Here is a 20,414-nt window from a genome sequence, read left to right as displayed (position 1 = left end):
TTCCTGAAAGTGTTAGGCCGACGTGCGGGGGATGGTGTCGTCTTTGCGCAGGGTGAAGATCTCGTAACCGGTCGCGGTAACCACCAGGGTGTGCTCCCACTGCGCCGACAGCTTGCGGTCCTTGGTGATGGCCGTCCAGCCGTCGCCCAGTACCTTGGTGTCGGCCTTGCCCTGGTTGATCATCGGCTCGATGGTGAAGGTCATGCCTTCCTTGAGCTCCATGCCAGTGCCGGCTCGGCCGTAGTGCAGGATCTGCGGTTCTTCATGGAAAACCTTGCCGATGCCGTGACCGCAGAACTCGCGCACCACCGAAAAACCGTTCTTCTCGGCGTGCTTCTGGATCACTTCGCCGATGTCGCCCAGGCGGCAGCCCGGCTTGACCAGCTCGATTGCCTTGTACATGCATTCCTGGGTGACCTTGGACAGGCGCTCGGCCCACACCGGCACGGTGCCGACATGGAACATGCGGCTGGTATCGCCATGGTAGCCGTCCTTGATCACGGTCACGTCGATGTTCAGCGTGTCGCCATCCTTCAATGGCTTGTCGTTGGGGATGCCATGGCAGACCACGTGATTGATCGAGGTGCAGATCGACTTCGGGTAGCCTTTATAGTTGAGCGGGGCCGGGATGGCCTGCTGAATGTTGACGATGTAGTCGTGGCACAGGCGGTCGAGCGCTTCGGTGGTAACGCCGGGCTTGACGTGTGGCTCGATCATCTCCAGTACTTCAGCGGCCAGGCGGCCGGCGATGCGCATCTTTTCGATGTCTTCTGCAGTCTTGATGGTAACGGTCATTGACAGGCTCTCTACGGCGCCGTGCAGGGCGCGAACAAACGGGAAAGGCCGGATTCTACCAGAGCGAGGCGCCCATCTGTCGGCAGAAAGGCCCGCTGGCGGCTCTCTATATGAGGCATTTTGGCGCGATTGCGGGCCCGCTGCAAAAAGCACTGACGGACGCGATAGGATTGCAGTTCCGTCAGCGCCGAGTCTGTGGTATAAAGTGCGCCGCTTTCGGGGACGACCTCGACTGCCTTAACCCACACACGTGTCGACACGATGACCTGGGTGCCCCGACCGCTTCGGCGACGTGGGTTGGTCATTGGGATACGTGGAGGCCCAACCCGACTTATCAAGGAACAATCATGTCCCAAGTCAATATGCGCGATATGCTGAAGGCCGGTGTGCACTTCGGTCACCAGACCCGTTACTGGAACCCGAAAATGGGTAAATACATTTTCGGCGCGCGTAACAAGATTCACATCATCAACCTGGAAAAAACCCTGCCGATGTTCAACGACGCTCTGTCGTTCGTCGAGCGCCTGGCCCAGGGCAAAAACAAGATCCTGTTCGTCGGCACCAAGCGTTCCGCCGGCAAACTGGTCGCCGAGCACGCTGCTCGCAGTGGTTCGCCATACGTCGACCACCGCTGGTTGGGCGGCATGCTGACCAACTACAAGACCATCCGCGCTTCGATCAAGCGTCTGCGTGATCTTGAAGTCCAGGCTGAAGACGGTACCTTCGCCAAGCTGACCAAGAAAGAAGCTCTGATGCGTTCGCGCGATCTGGAGAAACTGGACCGCAGCCTGGGTGGTATCAAGGACATGGGCGGTCTGCCTGACGCACTGTTCGTCATCGACGTTGATCACGAGCGCATCGCGATCACCGAAGCCAACAAGCTGGGCATCCCGGTTATCGGCGTTGTCGATACCAACAGCAGCCCGGAAGGTGTTGATTACATCATCCCAGGCAACGATGACGCCATCCGCGCAATCGAGCTGTACATGGCTTCGATGGCTGACGCTATCATCCGCGGCCGCAACCATGTTGCTGGCGGCACCGAAGTCTATGTTGAAGAAGCGGCGGCACCAGCTGCTGAGTAATTGACGCCTGGCGTCTACTTGGCACGCGAAAAGGGGGCTTGGCCCCCTTTTTGCCACCTGAAATCCTCCTGTCAGCAATACCGCCGCATGATGACCTCCTGCTGGCAACAAGACAGTGGATTAGCAGAATTGAACGCCCGTGAAGAGCGGGTGGAATGGTTGAAAAACTTTCCAAGAGGATTTTGAAATGGCAGCAATTACTGCAGCGCTGGTCAAAGAACTGCGCGAGCGTACCGGCGAAGGCATGATGGATTGCAAGAAAGCCCTGGAAAAGGCTGACGGCGATATCGAAAAAGCCATTGACGACATGCGTGCCTCCGGCGCCATCAAGGCCGCCAAAAAGGCTGGCAACGTTGCCGCTGAAGGCGCTATCGCCATCAAGGCCGACGACAAGTCCGCCGTCCTGCTGGAAGTGAACTCGCAGACCGACTTCCTGGCTCTGCAAGATGACTTCAAAAACTTCGTTGCTGAAAGCGTGGAACAGGCTTTCAACGACAAGCTGACCGACGCTGCCCCGCTGATCGCTGCGCGCGAATCGGCGCGTGAAGCACTGGTCGCCAAGGTTGGTGAGAACGTCAACATCCGTCGCCTGGTGCGCGTTGAGGGTGACGTTGTTGGTGCCTACCTGCACGGCAACAAGATCGGTGTTGCGGTTGTTCTGAAGGGCGGCGATGTTCAGCTGGCCAAAGAAATCGCCATGCACGTTGCTGCGTCGAACCCTGAGTTCCTCGATTCGTCGGAAATCTCCGCCGAGGCCATCGAGCGCGAGAAGGCTGTCTTCCTGCAGCTGAACGCTGACAAGATCGCCGGCAAGCCGGAAAACATCGTTGAGAACATGATCAACGGTCGTATCACCAAGTTCAAAGCCGAAGCCTCGCTGAAAGAGCAAGCTTTCGTCATGAACCCGGAGATCAAAGTCGGCGAACTGGCCAAGAAGGCCGGTGCTGAAATCGTTTCCTTCACCTACTTCAAAGTAGGCGAAGGCATCGAGAAGCCGGTCGACAACTTCGCTGAAGAAGTTGCCGCCCAGCTGGCTGCTGCCAAGCAGTAAGACAGCCTCGTCTGTCGCCCCAAAGAGGCTGCCCGCTCACGCGCGCAGCCTCTTTGTCAAACCGGCACCAGGTTTATCCGGCCTGGTACCGCTGGCGCTGAAGCAGCGCCACGCTACAGTTAGCTGGCTGTAACCCAGCCCGCGCAGAATTTTCTTAAAAACGCCGCAGGAGAGACTCGCAATGGCTCAGCAGGTGAGTGGTCGCCAACCTCGCTATAAACGCATTTTGCTCAAACTTAGCGGCGAGGCCCTGATGGGCTCGGAAGAGTTCGGGATCGACCCGAAAGTGTTGGACCGCATGGCCCTCGAAGTGGGTCAGCTGGTCGGCATCGGTGTCCAGGTGGGTCTGGTCATCGGCGGCGGCAACCTGTTCCGCGGTGCAGCGCTCAGCGCCGCCGGCATGGATCGGGTTACCGGCGACCACATGGGCATGCTCGCCACGGTGATGAATGGCCTGGCCATGCGCGACGCCCTTGAGCGTTCGAACATCCCGGCACTGGTCATGTCGGCCATCTCCATGGTCGGCGTCACCGACCATTACGATCGTCGCAAAGCTATTCGCCACCTCAACTCCGGGGATGTGGTAATTTTCTCCGCCGGTACCGGCAACCCGTTCTTCACCACCGACTCCGCAGCCTGCCTGCGCGGCATCGAAATCGATGCAGATGTGGTGCTGAAGGCGACCAAGGTCGACGGTGTGTACACTGCCGATCCATTCAAGGACCCGCACGCCGAGAAGTTCGATCGCCTCACCTATGATGAGGTTCTGGATCGCAAGCTGGGTGTGATGGACCTGACCGCAATCTGTCTGTGCCGCGACCACAAGATGCCATTGCGTGTATTCAACATGAACAAGCCTGGCGCCCTGCTGAATATCGTGGTGGGTGGCGCTGAAGGTACTTTGATCGAGGAAGGCCAAGCATGATCAACGAAATCAAGAAAGATGCTCAGGAACGTATGACCAAGTCGCTGGAATCGCTCCAGCATGCGTTCAGCCGCATCCGCACCGGTGTTGCTCACCCAAGCATTCTCGAAGGCGTGATGGTGCCGTACTACGGCGCGGATACGCCGATCAAGCAAGTGGCCAGCATCACAGTCAAGGATTCGCGCACCCTGCAGGTCGTTGCTTTCGAGCGCAACATGCTCAGCGCGGTCGACAAGGCTATCGGTAGCGCAGGCCTCAACCTGAACCCGACCAACCTGGGCGAGCTGCTGCTGATCACCATGCCAGCGCTTACCGAAGAAACCCGCAAGGGCTTCACCAAGCAGGCCCGTGAAGCTGCTGAAGATGGCCGTGTCGCCGTGCGCAACATCCGTCGTGATGCGCTCAGCCAGCTCAAGGACCTGGTCAAAGAAAAGGAAATCAGCGAAGACGAAGAGCGTCGTGCGGCTGATGACATCCAGAAGCTGACCGACAAGTTCGTCGCGGATATCGAAACTGCCGTGAAGGCGAAGGAAAAGGACCTGATGGCCGTCTGAGGCCAGGTTTCTCTTCATGGAAAAGACCAAGCAAGCGGCGCCGTCAGGGGTGCCGCGCCACGTCGCGATCATCATGGACGGCAACAATCGCTGGGCGAAGAAGCGTCTGCTGCCCGGTGTTGCCGGGCATAAAGCTGGCGTGGATGCTGTGCGCGCGGTGATTGAGGTATGTGCCGAGGCGGGTGTCGAAGTCCTGACCCTGTTCGCATTCTCCAGTGAAAACTGGCAGCGCCCGGCCGATGAGGTCGGCGCGTTGATGGAGTTGTTTTTCACAGCCTTGCGCCGCGAGGCCCGGCGCCTCAATGACAATAACATCAGCCTGCGCATCATCGGTGATCGCAGCCGCTTTCATCCGGAGCTGCAGGCCGCCATGCGCGAGGCCGAAGCGGCAACCGCCGGCAGCAATCGCTTCATCCTGCAGGTCGCTGCCAATTATGGTGGTCAGTGGGATATCGCCCAGGCAGCGCAACGGCTGGCCCGTGAGGTTCAGGCTGGGCATCTGCGCCCGGACGACATCACTCCGGGGTTGCTGCAGGCCTGTCTGTCGACCGGCGACCTGCCGCTGCCTGACTTGTGTATTCGTACCGGCGGCGAGCATCGCATCAGCAACTTCCTGCTGTGGCAGCTGGCTTACGCCGAGCTGTATTTCTCCGACCTGTTCTGGCCGGACTTCAAACACGAGGCCATGCGTACCGCGCTGGCCGATTTCGCTTCGCGCCAACGCCGCTTTGGGAAAACCAGCGAGCAGGTCGAGGCTGGAGCTCGTGCTTAATGCTTAAACAACGCATCATTACTGCGCTGATCCTGCTGCCGATTGCACTGGCTGGATTCTTTCTTCTGCAGGGCGGCGACTTCGCCCTGTTCATCGGCTGTGTGGTCACCTTGGGCGCCTGGGAATGGGCGCGTCTGGCCGGCTTGATGGCTCAATCAATGCGCATCGCTTATGCCGCTGTGGTGGCTGCGGCGTTGATGCTGCTGTACCTGTTGCCCGAACTGGCGCCTTGGGTGCTCGGCGCAGCGGTGATCTGGTGGGGGTTGGCGACCTGGCTGGTGCTGACCTACCCGCGCAGTAGCGAACTGTGGTCGAGTGCCGCCTGCCGCCTGCTGATCGGCTTGCTGGTGCTGCTGCCGGCCTGGCAAGGCCTGGTGTTGCTCAAGCACTGGCCGCTGGGTAACTTCCTGATTCTCTCGGTGATGGTGCTGGTGTGGTCTGCCGACATCGGTGCGTACTTCTCCGGTCGCGCGTTCGGCAAGCGCAAGCTGGCCCCTCACGTCAGCCCCGGCAAGAGCTGGGAAGGCGTGTATGGCGGCCTTGGCGTCAGCCTGCTGATCGCCTTGGGCGTAGGCCTGGTGCGTGACTGGAGCATCGGCCAACTGCTGCTGGGCCTGCTGGGTGCGGTAGTGGTGGTGATGGCTTCGGTGGTGGGTGACCTCACTGAAAGCATGTTCAAACGCCGCGAAGGCATCAAGGACAGCAGCAACCTGCTGCCGGGCCATGGCGGTGTGCTTGACCGCATCGACAGCCTGACCGCTGCCATCCCGATGTTCGCCGTGCTGCTGTGGGCCGCTGAATGGGGTGTCATGTGAGCCGTAGGCAACGGATCACGGTGCTTGGCGCTACCGGTTCGATTGGTCTGAGCACGCTTGACGTGATTGGCCGTCACCCAGAGCGCTACCAAGTATTTGCTCTCAGCGGTTATTCCCAGGTCGAGCAGCTGCTGGCGCTGTGTTTGCGCCATAGCCCAGCGTTTGCTGTGGTACCAAGCGCTGACGCTGCGCTGCGCCTGCGTGCGGATCTGGCGGCGGCGGGCAGTGCTACCGAGGTGCTCGAAGGCGAGGCCGGCCTTTGTCAGGTGGCTGCAGCCAGCGAAGTCGACGCGGTAATGGCTGCGATCGTCGGTGCTGCTGGCTTGCGTCCAACCCTGGCGGCGGTTGAGGCCGGCAAGAAGGTTCTGCTCGCCAACAAGGAAGCGCTGGTTATGTCCGGCGCGTTGTTCATGGACGCAGTACGGCGCAGTGGCGCGGTGTTGCTGCCGATCGACAGCGAGCACAATGCCATTTTCCAATGTTTGCCCGGCGATTATGCGCGTGGTCTGGGTGCAGTTGGCGTGCGCCGCATCTTGCTGACGGCCTCCGGCGGGCCGTTCCGCGAAACGCCATCGGCGCAGCTTGAAGCAGTCACGCCCGAGCAGGCCTGTGCCCATCCCAACTGGTCGATGGGGCGCAAGATTTCGGTCGACTCGGCGAGCATGATGAACAAGGGCCTCGAGCTGATCGAGGCTTGCTGGCTGTTCGATGCTGCTCCAGCTCAGGTCGAAGTCGTGGTGCATCCGCAAAGCGTGATCCACTCATTGGTGGATTACGTCGATGGTTCGGTGCTCGCCCAATTGGGTAATCCGGACATGCGCACGCCGATTGCCAATGCGCTGGCCTGGCCAGAGCGGATCGACTCCGGCGTTGCCCCGCTTGACCTGTTTGCCATCGCCCGGCTGGATTTTCAGGCGCCCGATCCGCAACGCTTCCCCTGCCTGCGTCTGGCGCGTCAGGCGGCAGAAGCCGGCCACAGCGCACCTGCGGTACTCAATGCGGCCAATGAAGTGGCAGTTGAGGCATTCTTGCAGCGGCGTATCCGCTTCCCGGAGATCGCGGGTATGATCGAGCAGGTGCTCGAACAGGAGCCAGTTGTGCCACTGACGTCGCTGGATGCGGTGTTTGCTGCCGACCAGCGCGCGCGGGAGCTGTCCCGGGAATGGCTGCGGCGGAACGGCCGCTGATGCGTGCTCGCTCCAGGGTTGTCCTGAACGTCTTTCGGAGATGGATATGACTGCGCTCTACATGATCATCGGTACCCTGGTTGCGTTGGGCGTGCTGGTCACCTTCCACGAATTTGGTCATTTCTGGGTTGCGCGCCGTTGCGGGGTCAAGGTGCTGCGTTTCTCGGTAGGCTTCGGCACCCCGCTGCTGCGCTGGCACGACCGGCATGGCACGGAATTCGTGGTTGCGGCCATTCCGCTGGGCGGTTACGTGAAGATGCTCGACGAACGCGAGGGCGAAGTGCCGCCGGCGCTGATCGAGCAGTCGTTCAATCGCAAGCCGGTCGGCCAGCGCATCGCCATTGTCGCCGCGGGGCCGATCGCCAACTTCCTCCTGGCAATCGTGTTCTTCTGGCTGCTGGCCATGCTTGGCACCCAGCAGGTACGGCCGGTCATCGGTGCGGTCGAGGCGGGTAGCCTGGCCGCCAGTGCCGGCCTCGCTGCTGGCCAGGAAATCGTCTCGGTGGACGGCAAGGCGACCAATGGCTGGTCTGCGGTCAACCTGCAACTGGTGCGCCGCCTTGGCGAGAGCGGCACCCTGCGCGTGGGTGTGCTGGCCGAGGGCAGCACTGCCGAGAGGCAACACGAGATCAACTTGAACCAGTGGCTGCGCGGGGCGGATGAACCCGACCCGATCCAGTCGCTGGGTCTGCGCCCGTGGCGCCCGGTGATTGCCCCGGTACTGGCCGAAATCGACCCGAACGGGCCGGCGGCGGCAGCGGGGCTGAAAACCGGTGACAAGCTGCTGAGCCTGGATGGCATTGCCCTCAACGACTGGCAACAAGTGGTCGATAGCGTGCGTGCCCGCCCAGAGGCCAAGGTGCAGCTGCGGATCGAGCGCGATGCTGCAGTGCTGGATGTTGCGGTAACCCTGGCGCGCAAAGGCGAAGGCCAGGCCTCCGGTGGTTACCTCGGGGCAGGGGTCAAAGGTGGCGAATGGCCGGCGACGATGCTGCGCGAAGTCAGCTATGGGCCGCTGGCCGCGATGGGCGAAGGCCTGACGCGGACCTGGAACATGAGCATTCTGACCCTTGAGTCGTTGAAGAAAATGCTGTTCGGCGAGCTCTCGGTAAAAAACTTGAGCGGACCGATAACCATTGCTAAAGTGGCGGGCGCTTCAGCCCAGTCGGGCGTTGGGGATTTCCTGAATTTCCTGGCCTACCTGAGCATAAGCCTGGGGGTTCTGAACCTGCTGCCCATTCCAGTACTGGATGGGGGGCATCTGTTGTTCTACCTGATCGAGTTGGCACGCGGCCGTCCGCTGTCGGATCGGGTGCAAGGTTGGGGGGTCCAGATCGGTATAAGTTTGGTCATAGGGGTGATGTTGCTCGCCCTGATCAACGATCTGGGTCGACTATAAAGCTTCGCTCAATTGCAAACCTGCCGCCTTTTTGCGGCGGGTTGTTTATTGCCAGTTGGAATAAAAGGACTTCATGAAACGTCTGCTGCTAACTGCGGTCCTCTCCGCACTGATGATCGCTGAAGTTCACGCTGAGTCCTTCACCATCTCCGATATCCGCGTCAACGGCCTGCAGCGGGTTTCCGCCGGCAGCGTGTTCGGCGCACTGCCTCTGAACGTGGGCGATCAGGCTGACGACCGTCGCCTGGTGGATTCCACCCGCTCGCTGTTCAAGACTGGCTTCTTCCAGGATATCCAGCTGAGCCGCGACGGCAACGTCTTGATCATCAATGTGGTCGAGCGTCCGTCGGTAGCCAGCATCGAGATCGAAGGCAACAAGGCGATCAGCACTGAAGACCTGATGAAAGGTCTAAAGCAGTCTGGTCTGGCCGAAGGCGAGATCTTCCAGCGCGCCACCCTCGAGGGTGTGCGTAACGAACTGCAACGTCAGTACGTGGCCCAGGGCCGCTACTCGGCCGAGGTCGAAGCTGAAGTCGTGCCACAGCCGCGTAACCGGGTTGGCCTGAAGATCAACATCAACGAAGGCACGGTTGCCGCGATCCAGCACATCAACGTGGTGGGCAACACCGTGTTCGATGATGACGAGCTCGGCCAGCTGTTCGAGCTGAAAACCACCAACTGGTTGTCGTTCTTCAAGAACGACGACAAGTATGCCCGCGAAAAACTCTCCGGTGACCTCGAGCGTCTGCGCTCCTACTACCTGGACCGCGGCTACATCAACATGGACATCGCTTCTACCCAGGTGTCGATCACCCCGGACAAGAAGCACGTCTACATCACCGTCAACATCAATGAAGGTGAGAAGTACACCGTTCGTGACGTGAAGCTGTCCGGTGACCTCAAGGTTCCGGAAGACCAGGTCCAGTCGCTGCTGCTGGTGCAGCCAGGCCAGGTCTTCTCGCGCAAAGTGATGACCACCACGTCCGACCTGATCACCCGTCGTCTGGGTAACGAAGGCTATACCTTCGCCAACGTCAACGGCGTGCCGCAGGCGCACGATGAAGACCACACCGTCGACATCATGTTCGTGGTCGATCCGGGCAAGCGTGCCTACGTCAACCGCATCAACTACCGCGGCAACACCAAGACCGAAGATGAAGTGCTGCGTCGCGAAATGCGCCAGATGGAAGGCGGCTGGGCTTCGACCTACCTGATCGACCAGTCCAAGACTCGCCTTGAGCGTCTGGGCTTCTTCAAGGAAGTCAACGTCGAGACCCCGCCTGTGCCGGGTACCGATGACCAGGTCGACGTCAACTACAGCGTTGAAGAGCAGGCCTCCGGTTCGATCACCGCCAGCGTCGGTTTCGCCCAGAGCGCCGGCCTGATCCTCGGTGGTTCGATCAGCCAGACCAACTTCCTCGGTACCGGTAACAAGGTTTCGATCGGCCTGACCCGCAGCGAATACCAGACCCGCTACAACTTTGGCTTCGTTGACCCCTACTGGACTGCCGATGGCGTCAGCCTGGGTTACAACGCCTTCTACCGCAGCACCGACTACGACGACCTCGACGTCGACGTGGCCAGCTATGCAGTAGACAGCCTGGGTGCCGGTGTCAGCGTCGGTTACCCGATCAGCGAGACATCGCGTCTGACCTACGGCCTGAGCGTGCAGCAGGACAAGCTGAAGACCGGTCGCTACACCGTTGACGAGATCTTCGACTTCGTCGACAAAGAGGGCGACAACTTCCTTAACTTCAAGGCGTCTGTCGGCTGGTCCGAATCGACCCTGAACAAAGGTGTACTGGCTACCCGTGGTCATTCCCAGAGCCTGACCCTGGAAAGCACCGTGCCGGGCAGCGACCTGTCGTTCTACAAACTGGACTACCGTGGCCAGCTGTTCAAGCCGCTGTCCAACGATTACACCCTGCGTCTGCACACTGAGCTGGGTTACGGTGACGGTTATGGCAGCACCTCTGGTCTGCCGTTCTACGAGAACTACTACGCCGGTGGTTTCAACTCGGTACGTGGCTTCAAGGACAACACCCTCGGCCCGCGCAGTACGCCGAGCAAGGGTAACCGTCCGGGTACCGCGGCTGACCCCGATCAGGATCCGTTGGCCTTCGGTGGCAACGTGCTGGTGCAGGGTGGTGTCGAGTTGCTGTTCCCGCTGCCGTTCGTCAAGGACCAGCGCTCGCTGCGCACCTCCGTGTTCTGGGACGTGGGTAACGTGTTCGACACCAACTGCGGTTCCAAGCCTGATTGCACCAAGGTCGGCTTCTCGGACATGGCCAGTTCGGTTGGCCTGGGCGTAACCTGGATCACTGCGCTGGGCCCGTTGAGCTTCAGTTTGGCAATGCCGATCAAGAAGCCGGCAGAAGCCGAAACCCAGGTGTTCCAATTCTCTCTGGGGCAGACCTTCTAAGGTCGGCCCCGTGCTAAACGACAACGGATTCTCCAGGAGTGCATCGTGCGTAAGTTGACCCAACTGGCCTTCGTGGCTGCGGCGCTGGTCGCCACCCCCGCTTTCGCCGAAATGAAAGTGGCTGTGCTGAACTATCAGATGGCACTGCTCGAGTCGGACGCCGCCAAGCGTTACGCCGTCGATGCCGAGAAGAAGTTCGGCCCGCAACTGACCAAGCTCAAGGGCCTGGAAAGCAGCGCCAAAGGCATCCAGGACCGTCTGCTCAAAGGCGGCGACAAGATGCAGCAGCAAGAGCGTGAGCGTCTTGAGCTCGAGTTCAAGCAAAAAGCCCGTGACTTCCAGTTCCAGTCCAAGGAACTCAACGAAGCCAAGGCCGTTGCCGACCGTGACATGCTCAAGCAGCTCAAGCCGAAGCTGGACGGTGCTGTTGAAGAAGTGATCAAGAAAGGCGGCTTTGACCTGGTGCTCGAGCGCGGCGCAGTGATCGATGTCAAACCGCAGTACGACATCACTCGCCAAGTCATCGAGCGCATGAACCAAGCCCGTTGATATGACCGTGACCATGACGCTCGGCCAATTGGCCGAGGCGCTCGGCGCTACCCTCAAGGGGCCCGAGGCGCTGCAGATTACCGGGCTGGCCACCTTGCAGGAGGCCGGTCCCGGGCAATTGAGCTTTCTCGCCAACCCGCAGTACCGCAAGTACCTGGACAATTCCCAGGCTTCTGCGGTTCTGCTCAAGGCAGCAGACGCCGAAGGCTTCGCCGGCAACGCCCTGATCGTCGCCGACCCGTATCTGGCTTACGCGCGCATCTCTCACCTGTTTGATCCAAAGCCCAAGGCTGTAGCGGGGATTCACCCCAGCGCCGTGGTTGCTGATGACGCTCAGGTCGATGCCGATGCCAGCATTGGGCCGTTTGCGGTGATCGAGAGCGGTGCGCGCATCGCTGCCAATGTCACCGTGGGTGCGCACTGCTTCATTGGTGCGCGCTGTGTGATTGGCGAAGGCGGCTGGCTGGCCCCGCGGGTCACGCTGTATCACGACGTGACCATTGGTGCGCGGGTGACGATTCAGTCCGGTGCGGTAATCGGCGGCGAGGGCTTCGGCTTTGCCAACGAGAAGGGCGTCTGGCGCAAGATTGCCCAGATCGGCGGTGTGAGCATCGGTGATGATGTCGAGATCGGCGTCAATACTGCGGTAGACCGCGGTGCATTGGCGGATACCCAGATCGGCAACGGGGTCAAGCTCGACAACCAGATCCAGATCGCGCACAACGTGCAGATTGGCGATCACACGGCTATGGCCGCGTGTGTCGGCATCTCTGGCAGCACCCGCATTGGCAAGCATTGCACCATTGCTGGCGGTGTCGGCATGGTTGGCCATATCGATGTCTGCGACAACGTGTTCGTCTCCGGCATGACCATGGTTACCCGTTCGATCACCGAGCCGGGTGCCTATTCTTCCGGCACGGCCATGCAGCCGCTGGGCGATTGGCGCAAAAGTGCGGCGCGGATTCGCCAGCTCGACGATATGGCCAAGCGCCTGCAGCAGATGGAAAAACGCTTCGAGACCGTGACCTCAGGTGGCCAGCCGACATCAGAAGGCTGATACCATTTCCTGAGCCAAGAGTGATCCGTTGCTAGCTGGCTCCTCTATTGGATTGCTAAAGGAGCGTGTGGTCAGCACCTGCGCTCCCTATTCTTACTACAGGCTTCCCCCCGAAATGATGGACATCAACGAGATTCGCGAATACCTGCCTCACCGTTACCCGTTCCTGCTGGTGGACCGGGTCACGGAGCTGGACTTCGAGGCCCAGAGCATTCGTGCCTACAAGAATGTCAGCATCAACGAGCCGTTCTTCAATGGCCACTTCCCGGCCCACCCGATCATGCCAGGCGTGCTGATCATCGAAGCCATGGCCCAGGCGGCCGGGATTCTCGGGTTCAAGATGCTCGATGCCAAGCCGGCAGACGGCACGCTGTACTACTTTGTTGGCTCCGACAAGCTACGCTTCCGTCAGCCAGTGTTGCCAGGCGACCAGTTGGTCCTCGAAGCCAAGTTCCTCAGCCGCAAGAGCATGATCTGGAAGTTTGAGTGCCGTGCCCTGGTTGACGGCAAGCCGGTATGCTCGGCGCAGATTACCTGTGCGGAACGCTCCCTATGAATTCAATTGATCCGCGGGCTATCGTCGATCCTTCTGCCAGACTGGCGGACGGTGTCGAGGTGGGCCCCTGGTCGATCATTGGTCCCGATGTCGAAATCGGGGAGGGCACAGTAATCGGCCCACATGTGGTACTCAAAGGGCCGACCCGGATCGGCAAGAACAACCGTATCTACCAGTTTTCCTCGATTGGCGAAGACACCCCTGACCTCAAGTACAAGGGTGAAGCGACGCGTCTGGTGATCGGCGACCACAACGTGATCCGCGAAGGCGTGACCATTCACCGCGGGACCGTTCAGGACCGTGCCGAAACCACCCTCGGCGATCACAATTTGATCATGGCCTATGCCCACATTGGCCATGACAGCGTGATCGGCAACAATTGCATTCTGGTCAACAACACTGCGCTGGCTGGCCATGTGCATGTGGGCGACTGGGCAATTCTGTCTGGTTACACCCTGGTTCATCAGTACTGCCATATCGGCGCTCACGCGTTTTCGGGCATGGGCACCGCGATCGGCAAGGATGTACCCGCGTTTGTCACTGTATTTGGCAGCCCGGCCGAAGCCCGCAGCATGAACTTCGAAGGCATGCGTCGGCGTGGATTCAGCGATGAAGTCATCCTCGCGCTGCGCAAGGCCTACAAAATGGTCTATCGCCAGGGCCTGACGGCTGACGAGGCTATTAACGAGTTGCAGGAGTTAGCTGCATTGCACCCTGAGGTCGAGCTGTTCCGTGCCTCCATCCAGAGCTCCGCTCGCGGCATCACCCGCTGATATGAGTGAGCTTTGTGTAGCGTTGGTCGCAGGTGAGGCCAGCGGCGATATCCTTGGCTCCGGTTTGATGCGCGCACTCAAGGCGCGCCATCCCGGTGTGCGCTTTATCGGTGTCGGCGGCCCGTTGATGGAGGCTGAGGGCATGCAGTCCTACTTCCCTATGGAGCGCCTGGCAGTGATGGGTCTGGTTGAGGTGCTCGGGCGTCTGCGTGAGCTGCTCAAGCGACGCAAACTGCTGATCGAGACCCTGCTTGACGAGAAGCCCGATGTGTTCATCGGCATCGATGCACCCGACTTCACCCTCAATATCGAACTGAAACTGCGCCAGCACGGCATCAAGACCGTGCACTACGTCAGCCCGTCGGTCTGGGCCTGGCGGCAGAAGCGGGTGCTGAAGATCCGCGAAGGCTGCGACCTGATGCTGACCCTGCTGCCATTCGAGGCGCGCTTCTATGAAGAGCAGGGTGTACCGGTGCGCTTTGTCGGCCATCCGCTGGCCGATACGATTCCGCTGGAGGCTGACCGTCAAGCCGCTCGTGCCGAGCTGGGCCTGCCCGCCGGGCCGCTGGTGGCATTGATGCCCGGCAGCCGCGGCGGCGAAGTCGGCCGGCTGGGTGCGCTGTTCCTGGAGGCCGCCGAGCGTTTGCAGCAGTTGATCCCGGGTGTGCGGTTCGTCTTGCCTTGCGCCAACCAGACCCGCCGTGAGCAGATCGAGCAGATGCTGGCAGGTCGCGACCTGCCGCTGACTCTGCTCGATGGTCAGTCGCATCAGGCACTGGCCGCCTGCGATGCAGTGCTGATTGCGTCGGGTACCGCTACGCTGGAAGCGATGCTGTACAAGCGGCCAATGGTTGTCGCCTATCGCCTGGCGCCGCTGACCTACTGGATTCTCAAGCGCATGGTCAAAAGCCCCTACGTGTCGCTGCCCAATCTGTTGGCGCAGCGCATGTTGGTGCCGGAACTGCTGCAGGACGCCGCCACCAGCGAGGCCCTGGCGCAGACCCTGGCACCGTTGCTTGCCGATGGCCAGCATCAGACTGACAGCTTTGATCAGATTCACCGCACCCTCCGTCGTGACGCCTCGAACCAGGCAGCGGACGCAGTGCTGGCCTTGTTGGAGCAACGCTAGATGCAGCTGGGACTGGATTTCAACTTGGTCGAAGAACTCGTCGCAGGCGTCGATGAAGTTGGCCGCGGGCCACTCTGCGGTGCGGTGGTCACGGCAGCGGTGATCCTCGATCCACGGCGGCCGATCCTCGGCTTGAACGACTCCAAGAAGCTCACCGAAGCCAGGCGCGAAGCGTTGTTCGACGAAATCTGCGAAAAAGCCCTGAGCTTTTGCATTGCGCGAGCTGAGGTTGATGAAATCGACCGGTTGAACATTCTCCATGCCACCATGCTGGCCATGCAGCGCGCGGTCGAGGGCTTGAGCATCACGCCCAAGCTTGCCTTGATCGACGGCAATCGCTGCCCGGTGCTGGCTGTACCATCCGCCCCAGTGGTGCAGGGCGACGCCAAGGTGCCTGCGATCGCTGCCGCGTCGATCCTGGCCAAGGTCACCCGCGACCGCGAGATGAGCGCCTTCGAGTTGATCTACCCCGGCTACGGCATGGGTGGTCACAAAGGCTATCCGACCCCCGTGCACCTTGAGGCACTTGCCCGGCTTGGGCCTACGCCGATCCACCGGCGCTCCTTCGCGCCGGTGCGGGTGGCCTGGGAAGCCCGCGCGGGCGTGCCTACCTCACTGATCTGATCGCCTGCGCGGGTCGCGCTGCGACCCTGCAGGCCGTCACGTGGCGCCGCAGCCGTTCACATTTGCGGTACAATCCCGCGCTTGTCCGCTGCTCTGCTATAGGCCCTTACATGTCGGTTTCTTTCGTTCACCTTCGTGTGCACTCCGAATTCTCCCTGGTCGATGGCCTGGTGCGGATCAAGCCGCTGGCCAAGGCCTTGGCCGGACTGAACATGCCGGCAGTGGCGATTACCGACCAGAGCAACATGTGCTCGTTGGTGAAGTTCTACAAGAACGCGATGGGCAACGGCATCAAGCCGATTTGCGGCGCCGATTTGTGGCTGGCCGGGGCTGATCCGGAAGCGCCATTGTCGCGTATCTGCTTCCTGGCGATGAACCCCAAGGGTTATCGCAACCTCACCGAATTGATTTCGCGCGGCTGGGTCGACGGCCAGCGCAATGGCTTGGTGGTCATCCAGCGCGACTGGATAGCCCCGGCCAGCGAAGGCTTGATCGCGCTGTCTGCCGCCCGCGAAGGGGATATCGGCATGGCCCTGCTCAGCGGCCGCAGCGCAGAGGCCGAAGCCTTGCTGCGCGACTGGCTGGGCATGTTCCCCGGGCGCTTCTACGTCGAGCTGCAGCGCACCAATCGCCCTGGCGATGAAGACTACCTGCACGCCGCTGTAGCCCTGGCTGACCGGGTTGGCGCGCCGCTGGTCGCGACCAACGATGTGCGCTTCATCAAGCAGACCGATTTTGACGCCCACGAAACCCGCGTCTGCATCGGTGAGGGCTGGACCCTCGACGACCCGCGCCGACCGCGCCTGTACAGTGATCAGCAATACCTGAAAAGCCAGGAAGAGATGGTCGAGCTGTTCAGCGACCTGCCCGACGCCGTGGCCAACACGGTGGAAATCGCCAAGCGCTGCAACATCGAGGTGCAACTGGGCAAGCACTTCCTGCCCGACTTCCCGACGCCCAATGGCATGGGCATCGATGACTACCTGCGCCACGTTTCCCACGAGGGCCTGGAAGAACGCCTGACGGTGATCCTGCCCAAGGACACTACCGAGGACTACGAGGCCAAGCGTCAGGTCTATCTGGACCGGCTCAAGTTCGAGCTGGATATCATTATCCAAATGGGCTTCCCCGGTTACTTCCTGATCGTTATGGACTTCATCAAGTGGGCCAAGAACAACGGCGTACCGGTCGGCCCTGGCCGTGGTTCGGGTGCCGGTTCGCTGGTCGCCTACGTGTTGAAGATCACCGACCTGGACCCGCTGGCCTACGACCTGCTGTTCGAGCGCTTCCTCAACCCTGAGCGGGTATCGATGCCCGACTTCGACGTCGACTTCTGCATGGATGGCCGCGATCGAGTCATCGAGTACGTCGCCGACGCCTACGGGCGTAACGCGGTAAGCCAGATCATCACCTTTGGCACCATGGCTGCGAAAGCGGTGGTGCGCGATGTGGCGCGGGTGCAGGGCAAGTCCTACGGGCTGGCTGATCGTCTGTCTAAGATGATCCCGTTCGAAGTCGGCATGACCCTGGAAAAGGCCTACGAGCAGGAGGAGGTGCTGCGCGACTTCCTCAAGAGCGATGAGGATGGCCGCGAGATCTGGGACATGGCCCTCAAGCTCGAGGGCGTCTGTCGCGGTACCGGCAAGCACGCGGGTGGTGTGGTTATCGCACCGACCAAGCTCACCGACTTTTCGCCGATCGCCTGTGACGAAGAGGGCGGCGGCCTGGTAACCCAGTTCGACAAGGACGACGTCGAGGCGGCGGGGCTGGTCAAGTTCGACTTCCTCGGCCTGCGCACCCTGACCATCATCAAGTGGGCGATGGAGACCATCAACCGCGAGCAGGCCAAGGAAGGCTTGCCCGATCTGAACATCGACTTCATCCCGCTGGACGACAAGAAAACCTACGAGCTGCTGCAGAAGGCCGAGACCACTGCGGTATTCCAGCTCGAGTCGCGCGGTATGAAAGAGCTGATCAAAAAGCTCAAGCCCGACTGCCTGGAAGACCTTATCGCATTGGTGGCGTTGTTCCGCCCAGGCCCACTGCAGTCGGGCATGGTTGATGACTTCATCAACCGTAAACACGGCCGCGCCGAGCTGGCCTACCCACACCCGGACTACCAGTACGAAGGCCTGCAGCCTGTATTGGCACCGACCTACGGCATCATCCTGTATCAGGAACAGGTGATGCAGATCGCCCAGGTCATGGCCGGCTACACCCTCGGCGGTGCTGACATGCTGCGCCGGGCGATGGGTAAGAAAAAGCCCGAAGAGATGGCCAAGCAGCGTGGCGGCTTCATCGAGGGGTGTGCCAACAACGGCATCAGTGCGGATCTGGCCGGTAACATCTTCGACCTGGTAGAAAAATTCGCCGGCTACGGCTTCAACAAGTCGCACTCGGCCGCCTACGGCCTGGTTTCTTATCAGACCGCCTGGCTCAAGACGCACTACCCGGCGCCGTTCATGGCGGCGGTGCTTTCTGCGGATATGCACAACACCGACAAGGTGGTGGTGCTCATCGAAGAAGTGCGCACCATGAAACTGCGCCTTGACGCCCCGGATGTGAACGCCTCCGAGTTCAAGTTCACAGTCGACGACGATGGCCGCATCATTTATGGCCTGGGCGCGATCAAAGGTGTAGGTGAAGGGCCAGTGGAGGCCATTGTCGAGGCGCGCAGTGCCGGTGGGCCGTTCAAGGATCTGTTCGACTTCTGTGAGCGCATCGACCTCAAGCGGGTCAACAAGCGTACTCTCGATGCACTGATCCGCAGCGGTGCGCTGGATCGCCTCGGGCCGCACTTTCACGACGAGATCAAGGCCTACCAGGCCAACATCGACCGCAACCGGGCAGCGCTGATGTCGGCGCTCGAAGAGGCAGTGAAGTCGGCCGAGCAGACCGCGCGGACCGCCGATAGCGGCCACATCGACCTGTTTGGCGGGCTGTTCGTCGAAGCGGATGTCGACGTTTATGCCAACCACCGCAAGGCGCGCGAGCTGACCCTCAAAGAGCGCTTGAAAGGTGAAAAGGACACGCTGGGGCTGTACCTGACCGGCCACCCGATCGACGAGTACGAAGGCGAAATCCGCCGCTTCGCCCGCCAGCGGATCATCGACCTGAAACCGTCGCGCGAAGTGCAGACGGTGGCCGGGATGATCATTGCCTTGCGCGTGATGAAGAACAAGAAGGGTGACAAGATGGGCTTCGTCACCCTCGATGACCGCTCCGGACGCATCGAAGCCTCGCTGTTCGCAGACTCGTTCATGGCCGCCCAGGCACTGTTGCAGAACGATGCCATGGTCGTGGTCGAGGGCGAGGTCAGTAACGATGATTTCTCTGGCGGTCTGCGCCTGCGCGTCAAGCAGGTGATGACCATGGAAGATGCGCGCACGCGGCTGGCCGAGAGTCTGCGCCTGAAGGTCGCCCATGATGCACTCAAGGGTGACCGCCTGCGCTGGCTGGGTGAGCTGATCACCCGCCACCGTGGCGGGTGCCCGATCACCCTTGAATACACCGGTAACGACGCCAAGGCCATGCTGCAGTTTGGTAATGACTGGGCGATCGACCCGGCGGACGGGCTGATTCAAGCCCTGCGTGACCAGTTCGGGCGTGAGAACGTCTTCCTGCAATACCGCTAATGCGATGAATTTTTAATCTCGACCTGAATGCGCCTGATCCTTTAAGGTAGGGCGCCAAACGGATCAACCGGCCGGCCGCCTGGCCGTAGACCCAAGACGGATGCCTATGAACCCGAATTTCCTCGATTTCGAACAGCCGATTGCCGACCTGCAAGCCAAGATTGAAGAGCTGCGTCTGGTTGGCAATGACAACTCGCTGAACATCAGCGATGAGATTGCCCGTCTGCAAGACAAGAGCAGCACCCTCACCGAAAGCATCTTCAGCAATCTGACCAGCTGGCAGATCGCGCGTCTGGCACGTCACCCGCGCCGGCCGTACACATTGGACTACCTGCAGCACATCTTCACCGAGTTCGAAGAGCTGCACGGCGACCGCCACTTCTCCGACGACGCCGCCATTGTTGGCGGTACTGCGCGTCTGGACGGCAAGCCAGTGATGGTCATCGGTCACCAGAAAGGCCGCGAAGTGCGCGAGAAGGTGCGTCGCAACTTCGGCATGCCGCGTCCGGAAGGCTACCGCAAGGCCTGCCGTCTGATGGAAATGGCCGAGCGCTTCAAGATGCCGATCCTGACCTTCATCGATACCCCGGGTGCCTACCCAGGCATCGACGCCGAAGAGCGCAACCAGAGCGAGGCTATTGCCTGGAACCTGCGTGTCATGGCGCGGCTGAAAACCCCGATCATCGCCACCGTGATTGGCGAAGGTGGTTCGGGCGGCGCGCTGGCCATTGGTGTCTGTGACCAGTTGAACATGCTGCAGTACTCGACCTATGCGGTGATCTCGCCGGAAGGTTGTGCTTCGATCCTGTGGAAAACCGCCGACAAGGCTGCCGATGCAGCCGAAGCGATGGGCATCACTGCCGAGCGCCTGAAGAGCCTGAATATCGTCGACAAAGTGATCGAGGAGCCGCTGGGCGGCGCCCATCGTGATCCAGTCAAGGTTTCGCAAACCATTCGTGGCGAGCTGATTCAGCAGCTGGATATGCTCAGTGGACTGGACCATGACACACTGCTCAAGCGTCGTTATGACCGCCTGATGAGCTACGGTCTCTGATCTGAGTTGATGCCGTCGGGGTCGCGTAGCGA

At 60.8% G+C, this 20,414-nt stretch carries 18 protein-coding genes; 17 read left to right on the top strand and 1 reads right to left on the bottom strand.

All coding sequences use genetic code 11. The features are described 5' to 3' along the window. Window positions 1-12 precede the first annotated feature (12 nt). Window positions 13-795 carry a type I methionyl aminopeptidase gene (gene map, locus HU736_RS11610; RefSeq protein WP_103436323.1) on the bottom strand — a complete coding sequence of 261 codons (783 nt, stop codon included), beginning with the start codon at window positions 793-795 and terminating at the stop codon, window positions 13-15. 347 nt (window positions 796-1,142) lie between these two features. Here map and rpsB point away from each other — a divergent pair, with 347 nt between their 5' ends. From rpsB to HU736_RS11525, 17 genes are all read left to right on the top strand, one after another. Beyond that, entirely contained in the window at window positions 1,143-1,880 is a 738-nt protein-coding gene (gene rpsB / locus HU736_RS11605; protein ID WP_101317236.1) for a 30S ribosomal protein S2, read from the top strand. A 187-nt stretch (window positions 1,881-2,067) separates the two neighbouring features. Beyond that, a complete protein-coding gene (gene tsf / locus HU736_RS11600; RefSeq protein ID WP_101317239.1) occupies window positions 2,068-2,931 on the top strand; it encodes a translation elongation factor Ts in 864 nt (287 codons plus the stop codon). Between the two features lie 181 nt (window positions 2,932-3,112). Continuing rightward, the gene (gene pyrH, locus HU736_RS11595; protein ID WP_101317241.1) at window positions 3,113-3,856 is read left to right on the top strand and encodes a UMP kinase; all 744 of its coding nucleotides are present in this window, start codon (window positions 3,113-3,115) and stop codon (window positions 3,854-3,856) included. Further along, entirely contained in the window at window positions 3,853-4,410 is a 558-nt protein-coding gene (gene frr, locus HU736_RS11590; protein ID WP_101317243.1) for a ribosome recycling factor, read from the top strand. Before pyrH ends, frr begins: the two co-directional genes overlap by 4 nt. Before the next feature lie 16 nt (window positions 4,411-4,426). After that, window positions 4,427-5,182, top strand: coding sequence for a polyprenyl diphosphate synthase (gene uppS / locus HU736_RS11585; protein ID WP_103436325.1), 756 nt, complete (start codon window positions 4,427-4,429; stop codon window positions 5,180-5,182). Beyond that, the gene (locus HU736_RS11580) at window positions 5,182-5,997 is read left to right on the top strand and encodes a phosphatidate cytidylyltransferase (protein WP_186697682.1); all 816 of its coding nucleotides are present in this window, start codon (window positions 5,182-5,184) and stop codon (window positions 5,995-5,997) included. Before uppS ends, HU736_RS11580 begins: the two co-directional genes overlap by 1 nt. Beyond that, complete coding sequence (gene ispC, locus HU736_RS11575) at window positions 5,994-7,184, top strand: 1-deoxy-D-xylulose-5-phosphate reductoisomerase (RefSeq protein ID WP_103436327.1); 1,191 nt, start codon at window positions 5,994-5,996, stop codon at window positions 7,182-7,184. Before HU736_RS11580 ends, ispC begins: the two co-directional genes overlap by 4 nt. A 46-nt stretch (window positions 7,185-7,230) precedes the next feature. After that, window positions 7,231-8,583: a sigma E protease regulator RseP gene (gene rseP / locus HU736_RS11570; protein ID WP_186697685.1), complete on the top strand. Its 1,353-nt coding sequence runs from the start codon at window positions 7,231-7,233 to the stop codon at window positions 8,581-8,583. A 73-nt stretch (window positions 8,584-8,656) separates the two neighbouring features. Next, window positions 8,657-11,005 carry an outer membrane protein assembly factor BamA gene (gene bamA / locus HU736_RS11565; RefSeq protein WP_101317252.1) on the top strand — a complete coding sequence of 783 codons (2,349 nt, stop codon included), beginning with the start codon at window positions 8,657-8,659 and terminating at the stop codon, window positions 11,003-11,005. Between the two features lie 45 nt (window positions 11,006-11,050). Beyond that, window positions 11,051-11,554: an OmpH/Skp family outer membrane protein gene (locus HU736_RS11560; RefSeq protein ID WP_101317254.1), complete on the top strand. Its 504-nt coding sequence runs from the start codon at window positions 11,051-11,053 to the stop codon at window positions 11,552-11,554. 1 nt (window position 11,555) lies between these two features. After that, window positions 11,556-12,611 (top strand): UDP-3-O-(3-hydroxymyristoyl)glucosamine N-acyltransferase, encoded by a 1,056-nt coding sequence (gene lpxD / locus HU736_RS11555; RefSeq protein WP_186697687.1) that lies wholly within the window; start codon window positions 11,556-11,558, stop codon window positions 12,609-12,611. A 115-nt stretch (window positions 12,612-12,726) separates the two neighbouring features. Continuing rightward, window positions 12,727-13,167, top strand: a complete 441-nt coding sequence (gene fabZ, locus HU736_RS11550) for a 3-hydroxyacyl-ACP dehydratase FabZ (protein WP_101317259.1) — start codon at window positions 12,727-12,729, stop codon at window positions 13,165-13,167. After that, window positions 13,164-13,940: an acyl-ACP--UDP-N-acetylglucosamine O-acyltransferase gene (lpxA, locus tag HU736_RS11545; RefSeq protein ID WP_101317262.1), complete on the top strand. Its 777-nt coding sequence runs from the start codon at window positions 13,164-13,166 to the stop codon at window positions 13,938-13,940. Before fabZ ends, lpxA begins: the two co-directional genes overlap by 4 nt. A gap of 1 nt (window position 13,941) precedes the next feature. Further along, the gene (gene lpxB, locus HU736_RS11540; protein ID WP_103436330.1) at window positions 13,942-15,069 is read left to right on the top strand and encodes a lipid-A-disaccharide synthase; all 1,128 of its coding nucleotides are present in this window, start codon (window positions 13,942-13,944) and stop codon (window positions 15,067-15,069) included. After that, complete coding sequence (rnhB, locus tag HU736_RS11535; RefSeq protein WP_101317266.1) at window positions 15,070-15,693, top strand: ribonuclease HII; 624 nt, start codon at window positions 15,070-15,072, stop codon at window positions 15,691-15,693. 110 nt (window positions 15,694-15,803) lie between these two features. After that, complete coding sequence (gene dnaE / locus HU736_RS11530; RefSeq protein WP_181088545.1) at window positions 15,804-19,328, top strand: DNA polymerase III subunit alpha; 3,525 nt, start codon at window positions 15,804-15,806, stop codon at window positions 19,326-19,328. A gap of 106 nt (window positions 19,329-19,434) precedes the next feature. Further along, entirely contained in the window at window positions 19,435-20,382 is a 948-nt protein-coding gene (locus HU736_RS11525) for an acetyl-CoA carboxylase carboxyltransferase subunit alpha (protein WP_103436333.1), read from the top strand. The last annotated feature ends 32 nt before the right edge of the window (window positions 20,383-20,414 follow it).

Source organism: Pseudomonas shirazensis, from assembly GCF_014268785.2.
Lineage (GTDB): Bacteria > Pseudomonadota > Gammaproteobacteria > Pseudomonadales > Pseudomonadaceae > Aquipseudomonas > Aquipseudomonas shirazensis.
The sequence above is the reverse complement of the archived record's forward strand: the minus strand, read 5'-3'. Positions and strand labels throughout refer to the sequence as shown.

Bases quoted from the DNA above. Each gene is read 5' to 3' on its own strand.
- lpxB (WP_103436330.1), top strand. From the start codon at position 13,942: ATGAGTGAGCTTTGTGTAGCGTTGGTCGCAGGTGAGGCCAGCGGCGAT.
- HU736_RS11580 (WP_186697682.1), top strand. From the start codon at position 5,182: ATGCTTAAACAACGCATCATTACTGCGCTGATCCTGCTGCCGATTGCA.
- dnaE (WP_181088545.1), top strand. From the start codon at position 15,804: ATGTCGGTTTCTTTCGTTCACCTTCGTGTGCACTCCGAATTCTCCCTG.
- tsf (WP_101317239.1), top strand. From the start codon at position 2,068: ATGGCAGCAATTACTGCAGCGCTGGTCAAAGAACTGCGCGAGCGTACC.
- frr (WP_101317243.1), top strand. From the start codon at position 3,853: ATGATCAACGAAATCAAGAAAGATGCTCAGGAACGTATGACCAAGTCG.
- uppS (WP_103436325.1), top strand. From the start codon at position 4,427: ATGGAAAAGACCAAGCAAGCGGCGCCGTCAGGGGTGCCGCGCCACGTC.
- map (WP_103436323.1), bottom strand. From the start codon at position 795: ATGACCGTTACCATCAAGACTGCAGAAGACATCGAAAAGATGCGCATC.
- lpxD (WP_186697687.1), top strand. From the start codon at position 11,556: ATGACCGTGACCATGACGCTCGGCCAATTGGCCGAGGCGCTCGGCGCT.
- rpsB (WP_101317236.1), top strand. From the start codon at position 1,143: ATGTCCCAAGTCAATATGCGCGATATGCTGAAGGCCGGTGTGCACTTC.
- pyrH (WP_101317241.1), top strand. From the start codon at position 3,113: ATGGCTCAGCAGGTGAGTGGTCGCCAACCTCGCTATAAACGCATTTTG.
- rnhB (WP_101317266.1), top strand. From the start codon at position 15,070: ATGCAGCTGGGACTGGATTTCAACTTGGTCGAAGAACTCGTCGCAGGC.
- fabZ (WP_101317259.1), top strand. From the start codon at position 12,727: ATGATGGACATCAACGAGATTCGCGAATACCTGCCTCACCGTTACCCG.
- HU736_RS11525 (WP_103436333.1), top strand. From the start codon at position 19,435: ATGAACCCGAATTTCCTCGATTTCGAACAGCCGATTGCCGACCTGCAA.
- rseP (WP_186697685.1), top strand. From the start codon at position 7,231: ATGACTGCGCTCTACATGATCATCGGTACCCTGGTTGCGTTGGGCGTG.
- lpxA (WP_101317262.1), top strand. From the start codon at position 13,164: ATGAATTCAATTGATCCGCGGGCTATCGTCGATCCTTCTGCCAGACTG.
- bamA (WP_101317252.1), top strand. From the start codon at position 8,657: ATGAAACGTCTGCTGCTAACTGCGGTCCTCTCCGCACTGATGATCGCT.